At 67.1% G+C, this 13,211-nt stretch carries 13 protein-coding genes; 8 read left to right on the forward strand and 5 right to left on the reverse strand.

The window, feature by feature from the left end:
* Positions 1-96 precede the first annotated feature (96 nt).
* Genes ACFVVI_RS02395 through ACFVVI_RS02425 form a run of 7 tightly spaced genes read left to right on the forward strand, consistent with a single transcriptional unit; the run spans position 97 to position 7,232 of the window.
* Positions 97-957: an alpha/beta fold hydrolase gene (locus ACFVVI_RS02395; protein ID WP_387444433.1), complete on the forward strand. Its 861-nt coding sequence runs from the start codon at positions 97-99 to the stop codon at positions 955-957.
* Complete coding sequence (locus tag ACFVVI_RS02400; RefSeq protein ID WP_378988780.1) at positions 954-1,976, forward strand: VOC family protein; 1,023 nt, start codon at positions 954-956, stop codon at positions 1,974-1,976. The genes ACFVVI_RS02395 and ACFVVI_RS02400 overlap by 4 nt, the downstream gene beginning before the upstream one ends.
* Positions 1,973-3,727 (forward strand): bifunctional 3-(3-hydroxy-phenyl)propionate/3-hydroxycinnamic acid hydroxylase, encoded by a 1,755-nt coding sequence (locus ACFVVI_RS02405; RefSeq protein WP_387442629.1) that lies wholly within the window; start codon positions 1,973-1,975, stop codon positions 3,725-3,727. Before ACFVVI_RS02400 ends, ACFVVI_RS02405 begins: the two co-directional genes overlap by 4 nt.
* On the forward strand, positions 3,724-4,542 hold the full coding sequence (locus ACFVVI_RS02410) for a 2-keto-4-pentenoate hydratase (RefSeq protein ID WP_378988784.1): 819 nt from the start codon (positions 3,724-3,726) through the stop codon (positions 4,540-4,542). The genes ACFVVI_RS02405 and ACFVVI_RS02410 overlap by 4 nt, the downstream gene beginning before the upstream one ends.
* Complete coding sequence (locus ACFVVI_RS02415; RefSeq protein ID WP_387442631.1) at positions 4,539-5,483, forward strand: acetaldehyde dehydrogenase (acetylating); 945 nt, start codon at positions 4,539-4,541, stop codon at positions 5,481-5,483. Before ACFVVI_RS02410 ends, ACFVVI_RS02415 begins: the two co-directional genes overlap by 4 nt.
* The gene (gene dmpG, locus ACFVVI_RS02420; protein WP_378871398.1) at positions 5,480-6,490 is read left to right on the forward strand and encodes a 4-hydroxy-2-oxovalerate aldolase; all 1,011 of its coding nucleotides are present in this window, start codon (positions 5,480-5,482) and stop codon (positions 6,488-6,490) included. Before ACFVVI_RS02415 ends, dmpG begins: the two co-directional genes overlap by 4 nt.
* Positions 6,480-7,232: a TetR/AcrR family transcriptional regulator gene (locus ACFVVI_RS02425; RefSeq protein ID WP_387442634.1), complete on the forward strand. Its 753-nt coding sequence runs from the start codon at positions 6,480-6,482 to the stop codon at positions 7,230-7,232. The genes dmpG and ACFVVI_RS02425 overlap by 11 nt, the downstream gene beginning before the upstream one ends.
* Here ACFVVI_RS02425 and ACFVVI_RS02430 read toward each other — a convergent pair.
* The 3 genes from ACFVVI_RS02430 to ACFVVI_RS02440 all read right to left on the reverse strand — a co-directional run bounded on the left by ACFVVI_RS02430 (position 7,189) and on the right by ACFVVI_RS02440 (position 10,113).
* A complete protein-coding gene (locus ACFVVI_RS02430) occupies positions 7,189-7,836 on the reverse strand; it encodes a TetR/AcrR family transcriptional regulator (RefSeq protein WP_387442637.1) in 648 nt (215 codons plus the stop codon). The genes ACFVVI_RS02425 and ACFVVI_RS02430 overlap by 44 nt on opposite strands.
* Before the next feature lie 16 nt (positions 7,837-7,852).
* Positions 7,853-8,896, reverse strand: a complete 1,044-nt coding sequence (locus ACFVVI_RS02435; RefSeq protein WP_387442638.1) for an amidohydrolase family protein — start codon at positions 8,894-8,896, stop codon at positions 7,853-7,855.
* A 128-nt stretch (positions 8,897-9,024) separates the two neighbouring features.
* Entirely contained in the window at positions 9,025-10,113 is a 1,089-nt protein-coding gene (locus tag ACFVVI_RS02440) for an MlaD family protein (RefSeq protein ID WP_387442641.1), read from the reverse strand.
* Between the two features lie 251 nt (positions 10,114-10,364).
* Between ACFVVI_RS02440 and ACFVVI_RS02445 the strand changes: the two genes are divergently transcribed.
* On the forward strand, positions 10,365-11,330 hold the full coding sequence (locus ACFVVI_RS02445) for a hypothetical protein (RefSeq protein WP_387442644.1): 966 nt from the start codon (positions 10,365-10,367) through the stop codon (positions 11,328-11,330).
* Positions 11,331-11,369: 39 nt separating this feature from the next.
* Here the strand turns inward: ACFVVI_RS02445 and ACFVVI_RS02450 are convergent, their stop codons facing one another.
* Both ACFVVI_RS02450 and ACFVVI_RS02455 read right to left on the reverse strand, forming a co-directional pair.
* Positions 11,370-12,035 carry a TetR/AcrR family transcriptional regulator gene (locus ACFVVI_RS02450; protein ID WP_378871194.1) on the reverse strand — a complete coding sequence of 222 codons (666 nt, stop codon included), beginning with the start codon at positions 12,033-12,035 and terminating at the stop codon, positions 11,370-11,372.
* A 141-nt stretch (positions 12,036-12,176) separates the two neighbouring features.
* Positions 12,177-13,151: an alpha/beta hydrolase gene (locus ACFVVI_RS02455; protein WP_387442647.1), complete on the reverse strand. Its 975-nt coding sequence runs from the start codon at positions 13,149-13,151 to the stop codon at positions 12,177-12,179.
* Positions 13,152-13,211: the final 60 nt, after the last annotated feature.

The raw sequence follows: 13,211 nt of genomic DNA on the forward strand, positions 1-13,211 counted from the left end.
CCACCAGTTCTGAGTATTTCATCAGAAACACTTGACGTGGATTCGATCGGAGGTGATGATATTATCAACTGCATTGGGAGGTACATCGTGACAAGCATCGACAAGGGAGTCGACACCGGGCGCACGGTCCAGGTCGGCAACCGCGAGATCTACTTCACCGAGTTCGGATCAGGACCCGCGGTCGTGCTGCTGCACGGCGGCGGCCCCGGCGCGACCGGGCTGTCGAACTACTCGCGCAATATCGAGGCGCTGGCGCAGCACTTCCGGGTGCTCGTGCTCGACATGCCGGGCTACGGACGGTCGTCGAAGTACGTCGACCAGTCCGATCCCTTCGGCGACCTGGCGCGTGTGCTCGGCGAGTTCCTCGACGCCTTGCAGATCGACTCGGCACACCTGATCGGCAACTCCTACGGCGGGGCGGCGGCGCTGCGGCTGGCGATGGACCGCCCCGGCAAGGTCGGCCGCCTGATCCTGATGGGCCCCGGCGGCGTCGGTTCCACGCGCGCCCTGCCGACCAAGGGTCTGCAGGAGCTCCTCGCGTACTACCCCGGCAGCGGCCCGAGCCGCGAGAAGATCATCCGCTTCATCCGTGAGTTCCTGGTGTACGACGGTGCGACGGTGCCGGACGAAGTGATCGAGGAGCGCTACCGGGCCAGCATCGACCCCGAGGTCGTCGCCAACCCGCCGCTGCGCCGGCCCTCGGGCCTGTTCGCTTTGCGCACGCTCTGGCGGATGGACTTCACCCGGGATTCGCGCCTGAGCGAGGTGGCGCACCCCACGTTGGTGGTGTGGGGCGAGGACGACAAGGTCAACCGGCCGTCCGGGGGCAGGATGCTCGCCGAGACCATGCCCAACTGCGACCTCTACCTGGTCGCGCGCACCGGGCACTGGGCGCAGTGGGAGCGGGCCGAACTGTTCAACACCCTCGCGATCGCGTACCTGAAGGCCGAGCGATGAGCGGCCTCGTACCCGGCGACGGGTCGGTCTTCGGGGCGGTGCACCTGGGCTACGTCGTTGTGGAGTCGGCGCGGCTGGGCGAGTGGCGTCGCTTCGGCGCCGACGCGATCGGCATGCACGCCGACGACGTCGACAGCTCCACGGTGCGGTTCCGCCTCGATGAGCACGCATGCCGTTTCCTGGTGGAGCAGGGTCCGCAGGAGGACGTGACGGCCGTCGGCTGGCAGGTCGACGATCACGAAACCTTCGACCGGATCATCGCGCGGGTGTCCGATCGTGGCGTGCCGATCGCCGAAGGCAGTGCCGAGGACGCGGCCCGTCGTGGCGTGGAGCGTCTGTGGCGGTTCGCCGGCCCCAAGGGGATCCGGCAGGAGATCTTCACCGTCCCGGTGACCACGCCCGAGCCGCTGCGCATGCTCAGCTCCGGGTGGGTGACCGGCGAAGCCGGCATGGGACATGTCGCGATCGTGTCGAGGGAACCGGAATCACTGCGGGGCTACTACGAGACGGTCTTCGACTCCCGGCTCAGCGACTACATCGACGAGAACGTCTCCGGCCTCAAGCTCAAGATCCGGTTCCTGCGGGTGAACGAGCGGCACCACTCGATCGCGATCGCCAACATCCGCGGTGTGAAGATCGATCCGATCCGAACCCGGGTGCAGCACATCAACATTCAGTCCGGTTCGCTCGACGACGTGCTGGCCGCCTATGGGCGGGTCACCGATCTCGGCTTCCGGATGGCCTGGTCGGTCGGCCAGCACACCAATGATCGTGAGCTGTCCTTCTACTGCGTCACCCCGTCCGGATTCGAACTCGAGGTCGGCTGGAATCCGATCGTGTTCGGTCCGGAACGCGAATCGACGTGGGAGCCGACCACCTACCAGGGCATCAGTATCTGGGGTCACACGCCGGTCGGCGAGACCGTGCTGGACAAGTTCACGCAGTTCCGGCAGGTCGTTCGGACCCTGCGGACCCCCGAGATCACTGTTCCCCAACTCACCGGAGGCATGGCGCGATGACATCGTTCGACTACGACGTGGTAGTCGTCGGACTGGGGCCCACCGGGCTGACCCTGGCGAACCTGCTAGGCCGTCGCGGCGTGCGGGTCCTGGTACTCGAGCGCGAACCGGAGTTCTACGGCTTGGCGCGGGCGGTGTACACCGACGACGAAGGCATGCGGATCTTCCAGACCGCCGGTGTCGCCGACGAAGCCTCGGCGCAGATGAACCTCGACTGCACCGTGCAGTGGGTGCGCCGCGACGGCTCGGTGCTCGCCCAGTTCAACCAGGTCTCGCGCCCGCTGGGCTGGCCGGTGGCCAACTTCCTGTACCAGCCCTACCTGGAGAACACGCTCGAGAACGCTCTCGAGCGCTACCCGCACGTGACGGTTCGCCGCGGCCGGGAAGTCCTCGGTTTCGATCAGGACGCCGACGGTGTGCTCGTGCGGCATGCCGAATGCCAGGGGACCGGGTACGGCAAACACGCCGCCGACACCGATGCGGCCACCTCGGAAGAGGTACGGGCGAAGTTCCTCGTCGGCTGCGATGGCGGCCGCAGCGTGGTCCGCACGCAGCTGGGTATCGATATGACCGGTACGAGCTACCCCGAACGCTGGCTCGTGGTCGATCTGCTCGCCAACGACGGTGTCGACGCGTTCCGGCATCTGCCGTACTTCAACTTCGTCTGTGATCCCGAGCTGCCGACGGTGTCGTGTCCGCAGCCTGGTGGGCATCACCGTTTCGAGTTCATGCTCAACGATGAGCAGAGCAAAGAGGAGATGGAGGACCCCGACCAGGTCCGCAGTCTCATCGCCCACTACGTCGATCCCGACGAAGTGACGGTGCTGCGCAAACTGGTCTACACCTTCAACGCCGTGGTCGCCGACCAGTGGCGTGAGGGACGCGTCCTGCTCGCCGGCGACGCCGCGCACATGACGCCCCAATTCATCGGCCAGGGCATGAACGCCGGTGTCCGCGACGCCGACAACCTGTCCTGGAAGCTCGGCGCCATCATCGGGCACGGTGCGAGTCTCGATCTCCTCGACACCTACGAGACCGAGCGGCGGCCCCACGCCAAGGCGATGATCGATCTGTCGGTGCTGAACAAGAGCCTCGTCTCGATCGACAACAAGCTCGCCGCGGGTGCCCGCGATATCGCCCTGGCCACCGCACTGAAGGTCCCCGGACTCAACACCTGGATCCGGGAGGCGAAGATGAAGCCGTCCCCGCGGTTCAAGCGCGGTGCCTACTTCGGGCTCCCGCGCAAGTTGACGCGCGGCGTCGAGGGCACGCTGGCACCGCAGCCGGAGATCCGCACCTTCGACGGCCGCCACCAGCGCCTCGACGAAGCGCTCGGCCTCGGCTTCGCCGTCGTCGGCTACGGTGTCGATCCGCGTGCGGGACTCAGTGTCGCCCAGCGCAATGCCCTGCAGATACTCGGCACGCAGTTCGTCACCGTGTACGCGACCGGTGGCCGTCCGCAGGGCGAGCCGGGCGAGGCCCGGGTCGCCGCCACCGACTACGCCGACGTCGAGGATTACACCGGGGACATGGCCCGGTGGTTCGCCAAAGCCGGTGTCGCCCAGGGCGGCACGGTCCTGCTCCGCCCGGACCGATACGTGTTCGGGATCAGTGCGAAATCCGACGCGAGCGAGCTGGTCACCGCGCTGCTGGCCCGCCTCGCCGTCACGCCCGCGATGTTGACCGCGAACCACAGCCCCCTGCGCGTCGTGGCGTCCGCCGCGCCGAGCCCCCTGGAGGAAGCCCGATGACCACGACCACCAGCGAACTGCCCGCCGTCCTCGCCGCCGCCGAGCGACTGGCGACCGCGACGCAGCTGGGCGTGCCCGTGGCCGCGGTGCGTGACCTGATCGGCGCCGACGACGTGGACCTGGCCTACGCGGTGCAGAGGCTGGGCACTCGCCGACGGATCGACGAGGGCGCCCGCGTCGTCGGGCACAAGATCGGATTGACCTCCACGGCGGTGCAACGTCAGCTCGGTGTCGATCAGCCCGACTTCGGCGTGCTCTTCGGCGACATGGACGCGGGCACGACGCCGCTGTCGCAGCGGCCGAGGCTGCTGCAGCCCAAGATCGAGGCCGAGCTGGCCTTCGTCCTCGGCGCCGACCTGACCGGTGACGACCTCGATCCCATCTCGGTGCGCGGCGCCATCGACTACGCCGCACCCGCACTCGAGATCGTGGACAGCCGAATCGCGGGCTGGGACATCACCTTCGGCGACACCGTGGCCGACAACGCCTCGAGCGGCTGGTTCGTGCTGGGCGAACAGCGGCTCTCCCTCGATGACTTCGAACCGCGTGAGATCACGATGGCCATGCGCATCGATGGCGAGATCGTCTCGCGCGGAAAAGGCGTGGACTGCCTCGGCGACCCACTGCTGGCGCTGGCCTGGCTCGCGCGCACCGCTCAGGCGCTGGGAGATCCGCTGCGCGCGGGCGAGATCGTGCTCTCCGGCGCGCTGGGGCCGATGGCGCCGCTGGTGCCCGGCGCGCGGGTCCACGCCGAACTGACTCAGCGTTCGGGGCCGCTTGGCACCGTCGACTTCACCCTGGAGGAACAGCGATGAGCCGCACCAAAGTCGCCGTCATCGGATCGGGCAATATCGGCACCGATCTGATGATCAAAGTCTTGCGCCTGTCCGACACACTCGAGATGGCCGCCATGGTCGGCATCGACCCGGATTCCGACGGGCTCGCCCGCGCCGGCCGGTTGGGTGTGCAGATCACCTCCGATGGTGTCGAGGGTTTGATCGGGCTACCGGATTTCGAAGACATCGAGATCGTTTTCGACGCCACCTCGGCGGGCGCGCACAAGGCCAACGCCGCCGCCCTCGCCCCCTTCGGCAAACGCCTGATCGATCTGACTCCCGCCGCGATCGGCCCGTTCGTCGTTCCGGCGGTGAACCTCGATGAGCATGTGGCGGCCGACAACGTCAACATGGTCACCTGCGGTGGTCAGGCGACGATTCCGGTGGTCGCTGCCATCGCCCGGGTCACCGCGGTGCCCTACGCCGAGATCGTCGCCTCGATCGCGTCGAAATCCGCGGGCCCCGGCACCCGAGCCAATATCGACGAGTTCACCGAGACCACCTCGACCGCGATCGCCGCGGTGGGCGGCGCCCAGCGCGGACGCGCGATCATCGTGCTCAACCCCGCGGAACCGCCGCTGATCATGCGCGACACCGTGTTCGCGCTCATCGACACCGCCGACGCCGAGGTCCACACGCGGATCAAGGAGTCGATCCTGGCCGTGGTGGCCGACGTCGCCGCGTATGTGCCGGGCTACCGGTTGAAGCAGGGTGTGCAGATCACGCCCGTCGAAGCCGGAGCTCCGCTGCGCACCCTGGTCGGCGACACTCCGGTCACCCACCAGGTCAGCGTGTTCCTCGAGGTCGAGGGTGCCGCGCACTACCTGCCGGCCTATGCCGGGAATCTCGACATCATGACCTCGGCCGCCGTGCGCGTCGCGGAGCGGATCGCGGCATCCACGAAGGAGAGTGTCCGATGAGCGCCGAAATCTTCCTGCAGGACGTCACTCTGCGCGATGGGATGCACGCACTGCGGCACCGCATCGATCCCGCCGGGGTGGCCCGGATCGCCGCCGCGCTCGATGCCGCGGGCGTGGACGCGATCGAGGTCGCCCACGGTGACGGGCTGCACGGCGGCAGCCTCAACTACGGGCCGGGCAGCCACACCGACTGGGAATGGCTCGAAGCCGCCGCGGGCGCGGTGCGGTTCGCCCGGCTGACGACCCTGCTCCTGCCCGGCATCGGCACCATCGAGGACCTGCGTCGCGCGTTCGATCTCGGCGTGCGCTCGGTGCGGGTGGCCACTCACTGCACCGAGGCGGACATCTCCGCCCAGCACATCGCCTACGCGCGCGAACTCGGCATGGACGTGTCCGGCTTCTTGATGATGAGTCACATGAACAGCCCGGAAGGTTTGGCCGACCAGGCGAAACTCATGGAATCCTATGGTGCGCACTGTGTCTACGTCACCGATTCCGGCGGGCGGCTCACCATGAACGGTGTCCGCGACCGAGTCCGTGCCTACCGGAATGTGCTCGAACCCGGCACCGAGATCGGCATCCACGCCCACCAGAACCTCTCACTGTCGGTGGCGAACAGTGTCGTCGCGGTGGAGGAGGGCGTGACCCGGGTGGACGCGTCCCTGGCCGGACTGGGCGCCGGGGCGGGCAACACTCCGCTCGAAGCGTTCGTCGCCGTCGCCGACCTGACCGGCTGGGAACACGGCGCGAACCTGGATCAGCTGACCGATGCGGCCGACGATCTGGTCCGGCCGCTGATGGACCGGCCCGTCCAGGTCGACCGCGAAACGCTGACGCTCGGCTACGCGGGTGTCTACTCGAGCTTCCTGCGCCATGCGGAGAACGCCTCGGCCACCTACGGCGTGGACGTGCGCACGCTGCTCACCGTCGCCGGTCGGCGAGGGCTTGTCGGCGGACAGGAAGACATGATCGCCGATATCGCGCTCGACCTGGTCGGTGATCACTGAGACTTCCGGCTCGCGCGGACCGGAAGGTGACGCGGTCCCGGCCTTTGTCACAGGAGGCCGGGACCGCCGTCCCCACGAGTCGGAACACGGGTGTGCCACGACCGCTGCCGATGTCAGGCGGTACGGCGGCCAGACCATCGCGACGCGCAAGGCGCGACGACGGCGTCAGTTCCTCGACGCGGCCACCCGCGTCTGCGCGGAGCGCGGCTGTTTCGGCTGCTCGCTCAGCGATATCTGTGCGTCGGCGTCGCTGTCGAAGCGGCAGTTCTACGAGGAATTCCACACTCTCGACGAGGTGCTCGTCGCGGCCTATGCCCGGATCCAGGACAGGGCGGCCGCCGCGGTGGCACGCGCGCTCGCGGACCAGACCGGACCCGTCGAACCGGTCGTCGCACTGCGCGCCGCCCTGATCGCCTATTTCGCCGCGATCGAGAGTGAGCCGTACGGCGCGAGGTTCGCCCTGCTCGAGGTGAGCGGTGTCGGTGAACTCGCACAGCAGCAGTGCCGCGCGCACGCCCACCGATGGGCGGGACACGTCCGGAGTTTCCTGGCGGCGAGAGGTTCACGTCCGGCCGACGACACCGTCGGGCTGCTGACCGCGACGGTCAACGCTGTCGCGCGCGAAGGCCTGTCGTGCGTCCCCGAGCTGCCGCCGTCGAGCCTGATCGAGCTCCTGACGAGTATGGCGATGCTGGTGGTTACCCGAGGGGCTTCGGCAGATCACGGGGCAGCGGATTCGTAGCCAGCCTCTCGGCGGCCTCCTTGGACATCCCGAACATGCGCAGCACCCGGCTGGTCACCTGATCGGTCAGCTCCCCGGCATCGGCGTCGGGCGTGCGATCCAGTAGCTGGAGCAGCCCGAGCAGCGCCCCACCAGCAGCCATCATGGCCATCTCGATATCCATCGGGTCGAACCTGCCCGCCTGCTGCGCGGCCGCGATATCGCGGCGCGCACGGGGAGCGAGGCCCTCGTCGCGAACGAGGATCGATGTGCCCGAGTGCAGGATCACGCGGACGCCTTCGGGAAAGTCGCGCTGCATGCGGCCCGTCATCCGGAAACTCACCGCGAACACCTCCGCCGGATCCTCGTATGCCGCGACCACGCCATCGCGTAGCACGCCGTAGGTGTTCAGCACCGCGCGGACGGCTTCCTCGAACAGCTCGTCCTTCGAGGAGAAATGGTTGTAGAACGACCCGAATCCGACATCGGCGGAATCGGTGATCTCCTGGATGCTGACCGCGGTCCGCCCCTCGGCCAGCAGTGCGGTCGCCGCGGCCAGCAGCGCGTTGCGCGTGCGTGCCCGTCGCCGGTCCACCCGATTCCGTGTGATGGGTTCGGCTGTCATCGAACCTTCCTCCGGCCTACGCTCGTGGACCGATCGCCCGTGCGATGCCACGGAAAGCTTGGCGCCGAATCGTGCTCCGAACCCGGTTCAGCACCGGCGTCGACGGTGCGATGGTCGGGGCGGCACCGAAACGGGGGAACAGGGTGAGTGCGTTGACGCGCTCGACGGCACGGCGCTGGGCGTCGTCGAAACCCGCGTAGGCGTCGAGGCCGCCGCCGAAGTAGAGCACCGCCGGATCGGGGGCGAACGGCCAGTCGCTGCCGTAGAGGACGTGGCCCGGCCGGGCGAACGACAGCAGGCTCGGCAGGGCCGACGCGCTCGAGGACAGCGCGGTGTCGAAATAGAACCCGGCGAACTCGTCGATCAGGTCGGCCGGGCTCACTCCGGTTTCGCTGAAGATGGTGAGCGCCAGCCGGTGGGCCGCGTAGGGGACGAAGCCGCCACCGTGCGACAGGATGAACTTGATGTTCGGGTACCGACGTCGAATCCCGTTGCGCACCAACAGGTAGGCGGCCCGGGTCGTGTCGAGGAGGAAGTCCGCGGCGAAGGGCAGGATTCCGGGAACCGACTCGCCGGGAAGATCCGCCGGGTGTACCAGAACGACCGCGCGACGGTCGTCGAGCGCGCGGAAGAGTTCGTCCTGGCCCTCGGCGCCGAGATAAACCCCGGCGGAGTTCCCGAGCAGCACCACTCCGTCGGCGCCGAGAGTATCGAGGGCTCGTTCGGCTTCCAGCCGGGACGCTCGCACGTCGGGCATGGGCAAGGTGGCCATGAATCCGAGCTGTCCCGGGTGGGCGGCCGAGATCTCGCAGGAGTAGTCGTTGAGGGCCTGGGCGAGCGTCGTGGCCTCGGCGGGATCGGTAAGGAAGGTGGTTCCGGGTGTCGACACCGACAGAATCGCCGAGCCGATCCTCGCAGTCGCCATCAGGCTCAGAGCCGAGTCCGGCGACCAGTCCGGCAGATCCCGGCCACCCGAGGCGGTGATGCCGTGGCGGCGCAGCGCGTCGCGATAGACCGGCGGGATCATGTGCTGATGCACGTCGATTCGGTCCGCGTTCATCGGGTCCTTCCGTTCATGGTGGAGAGATCTGCGGCCACACCATCGGCACTTATGTGATGATAGTATCAGTTACGACGACTCTCTAGCTATAGTGATGAAAATGTCAGCAGCTTCGCGCTGGGTGCGGGCTACTTCGTCAGCCCCAGCAGGGCGGCCGTGAGTCCGTAGTCGGGACCGAAGTCCTGCATGTTGCCGGTGCGGCAGCCGTCCGCGCGCATCTGGATCCGCTCGCAGAAGACGCTGATGATCTCGCCCGACAGGGCGGTTCCGATCAGCACGTTCTGGCGGAAGTACCTTCCGTCTTTGTCCATCGTGCGGTCGATGTTCTCCATGAGCAGCGGAGTGAGGTCAACGATCTCGGTGAGCGCGCCGGAGTTCGCACGTAGTTGGTTGGTGACATTGGTCAAACCGGCGAGTGAGGCGGCGAGCTCGTCCTGGTGCCCGGCGAATGCGATGCTGGTGTTGGCCAGGAAGGCGTTGAGCTGGTCCAGTGTTGCCTGCAGGCCGGGCGCCTGCTCGGCTAGCAGCCCCGACATGGCGGTCATCCGGTCGCTGAAGTCGCGCACCGACTGGTCGTTGTCGGCCAGCATCGTCGTGAGCTCGTTGAGCTTGATGATGATGTTGGCGATGGCGTCTTTGTTGTCGACACCGACCTTCAAAGCACCCGAGAGCGCGTCGAGGGTTTCGCGGATCTTCTGGCCGTTGCCGTTGAGCACCGGGTAGAGCGCCCGGCCTGAGAGCGGGCCGAGACCCTCCTGGCCTTCCTCGGGCTCGAGCGAGGCTGCGAACTGGTCGATGGTCTTGATCATCGTGTCCAGCTCGACCGGGGTCCTGGTCCGCGTGAGCGGCAGGTGATCGCCGGATTCGAGGGTGTCGCCGCCGGTGTAGGGCGGGGTGATCTCGATGTGGCGGTCGGTGACGATCGAGGGCGAGATGATCGCCGCGATGGCGTCTTTCGGGATCTCGATGCCTGCGTCAACGGTCATGTGGACCTCGACGTAGGTGCCCTTGGGGACGATCTTGTCGACCTTGCCGACCGCGAGGCCGAGGACCATGATCTCGTTGCCCTCGTACATGCCCGCGATGTTCTCGAAATCCGCGGTGATCTTGGTGGGAGGCGTCGATGTCGGCAGGGCGGAGCAACCGCCGAGGGTGAGGGCGGCTGCTCCGCCCGCGACGCACAGCCAGTGGAACCCGGCCTTCTTTCTGCCCAGCATGAACGGGTCCCTTCGCGCTCCAATAAATGATGATGCGATCACAAATGATAGAAGCATCGGCACGATCTGGTGATGAAATCATCAAATACGCCCGGAGCGTCGGGCTCGGATCGGGATGACTCCCGTCACTCTCGGTGCGGCGTCGTTGCAGTTTATAGAACTGACCATCATTATTGATGAAACAGTCATAAACTATCGCCCGGTCGGCGCGCTGCTCCATGCCCCGCACCGGCAGAAGGGACCGGGTTGAGATGTCGAACCTGCAGCGCGTAGTCGCCCTGCCTGTGATCGGAGTCATGTGCTCCGCGTCACTGTTGATCTCCGGGTGTGGAATCGGCGTACCGGGAGGATCGCGGGAGTCCGGTGCGAGCGGCACGGTCGCGACGTCGCCCCGGACGACGAGTCCCGTCGCGGCGGAGGTGGTCACCCCGGAAGACGCCGGTCATCGGTGGGCGGCCGCCGGTTCGGCCGTCCTGACCCCCGGGATCCAAGCGAACACGCACGGAGGCGGGCAGTGCACGACGAACTACGTGTTCGTCGACGACACCGACAGGGTCTACCTCGGCCAGTCCGCGCACTGCGCCGGAACGGGCGGATCCACCGAAACCGACGGATGTACGGCCACCGGTCAGCCGCTCGACACCGCGGTCGATTTCACCCGCCGTGGCTCACTCCGTTCCGACGGCACCACCATCGGCACCGGCCGGCTGGCCTACAGCAGCTGGCTGACGATGCGGCAACTCGGCGAAGCGGACCCGAATGCCTGCGCGTACAACGACTTCGCGCTGATCGAGATCGACCCCGGCCTCGTCGATCGGGTCAATCCGAGCGTGCCGTACTGGGGCGGTCCCACCGGTCTCAACATCACCGGCACGCCCGAGGGCGAACACGTCTACAGCTATGGCAACTCGAGAATCCGGGGTGGCCTCCCCGGGCTGTCGCCGCAGCGAGGTGAGAGCTTCGCCGATGACAGCTCACTCGGCGGGTGGACCCACGCCCTGAAATCGCCGACGCCCGGCATTCCGGGTGACAGCGGAAGCGCCTTCCTCGACGCCGAAGGACGAGCGGTGGGCACGCTCTCGACTGTGGGGCTCGGGTTGCCCATCATCAACAATGTCGGCGACATCAGCCGCGAACTCGCTTACGCACGAGCGCATTCCGGGATTTCCGGACTGCGCCTCGTGCTCGGAACCGAAGAGTTCGACCCGAACCGGTGACGCCTGTCCGCATCTGTCCCGGCCGGACCGAGTGTGGGTCTACTCGCCGGCCCCGAGGGGCAGATCGGGGTCGGCGGGCAGCTGGGGGAGTGGTCCGGAGCTGAGGCGCTGCGCGGTTCGCTTGTTCACGCCGAACATGCGCAGGGCTCGATATGCCATGTCGTCGGCGAGTGCCGCCGCGTCCGCATCCGGATCGGCGTCGAGCAGTTGCAGCAGTCCCAGCAGCGTTCCGCCCGCCGCCATGACGGCCAGATCGGGATCCATCGGTTCGAAGCGCCCTGCCTCCTGCGCGGCCACGATGTCCTGACGGGCACGGGGCGCGAGCCCCTCGTCGCGCAACATGACCCCCATGCCGGAATGCAGGACCACGCGCACCATCTCGGGAAGTCGGCGCTGTAGCCGTCCGGTCAGCCGGAAGCTGACCGCGAAGACCTCGGCCGGGTCGTCGTAGCGAGCCACGACCTGGTCGCGCATCGTGCTGTAGACGTTCAGCGCGGACCGCACGGCCTCGTCGAAGAGCTGTTCTTTGGAGTCGAAGTGGTTGTAGAAGGAGCCGAAACCGACGTCCGCGGCGTCGGTGATCTCCTTGATGCTGACCGATGACTTGCCCTCGGACAAGAACTTCCGCGCAGCGCCGAGCAGCGCATTGCGCGTGCGTTCCCGGCGACGATCGGTACGCGTGGGTGTGGTCTGCTCGGCTGTCATCTGCCCTCCACCTCGAGTTGCCGCAGCAATCATAACTGATCGGATATTCAGTACCGATGCGTGCGACTCGTGGCGTGGGTGTGGCGGTCGCTGTGGGCCCGGCGTCGCACCCACAGCGACCGACCGGCGCGAAGGGTCGGCTCAGCCGATGGCGCCGGACAGGACGGGCAGCATCTTCACGACCTGGGCTTCCCAGTACTTCCAGGCGTGGACACCCGAGGAAGGGAAGTCGTAGGTCACGGTGGTGGCGCCCAGTAACTTCATGCGTGTCTGGAACGACCGTGAGTTGGTCAGGGACAGCGTCTCGAGTGCCGAGCCCTCCGCGGCCTGCTTGCTCGGCTCCCCGGCCTCGGACGGCACGCCGTTGGCGGCCGACACCCACAGCTCGGTCCCGTTCCGGATGAGGCCGGGGGCGAGGAACATGGGATCCATCCACTGCCATTTGTCGGAGGTCGGCGAGCTGATCATGCACGAGATGTTGTACCCACCAGCCTTGGCCATGGCGGCCGAGATCGCTCCGCGCATGCCCGGAGCCGACGGGTTCAGATATCCGGACAGGGAAGCGGCATAGCTGAACTGGGCGGGATGATGAGCGGCGAGCGCGAACGCGGCGCTACCACCCATCGAGAGTCCGATGACACCGTTGCGGGTCGGGGACAGGCCGAGCCGTTCGTGCAGGGCGGCGGGCAGGACCCGGGTCAACAGTGTCTCCCAGGTGTAGGTGTAGGACTTTCCCGGCCCGGTGTCGGGTGCGGAATCACCGGCGATTTCGGATACGGCGCCCTCCGGAAGGTACGACGGGCGATCCCAATCCATATAGAAACTGGATTGTCCGCCGACCGGCAGCACGACATTGATGTTGTTCTCGGTCAGTGTCCTGGCGACCTCGGTTTCGATCTCCCAGCCGTTGAGGTCCTCACGTGCCCACATTCCGTCGAGGGCATAGACCACGCGCTGGGTGTTGCCGTCGGCCGCGCGGAATACGCGGGTCTTGACGGGGCCCATATCGGAGTCGACCCAGAAGTCGACGCCGACCGGATCGAACGCGGCGTTCGACCGAGGTGTCGATACGAGCAGAAACGTGAGCAAGGAGAACAGGGCAAGCCACAATGTCATTCGGGAGAGCGCTATCAACGCTTCGTCTCTTTTCATGGGTTGTCGGAGCCAGTTCGATAC

The organism is Nocardia sp. NPDC058114, assembly GCF_042884695.1.
Lineage (GTDB): Bacteria > Actinomycetota > Actinomycetes > Mycobacteriales > Mycobacteriaceae > Nocardia.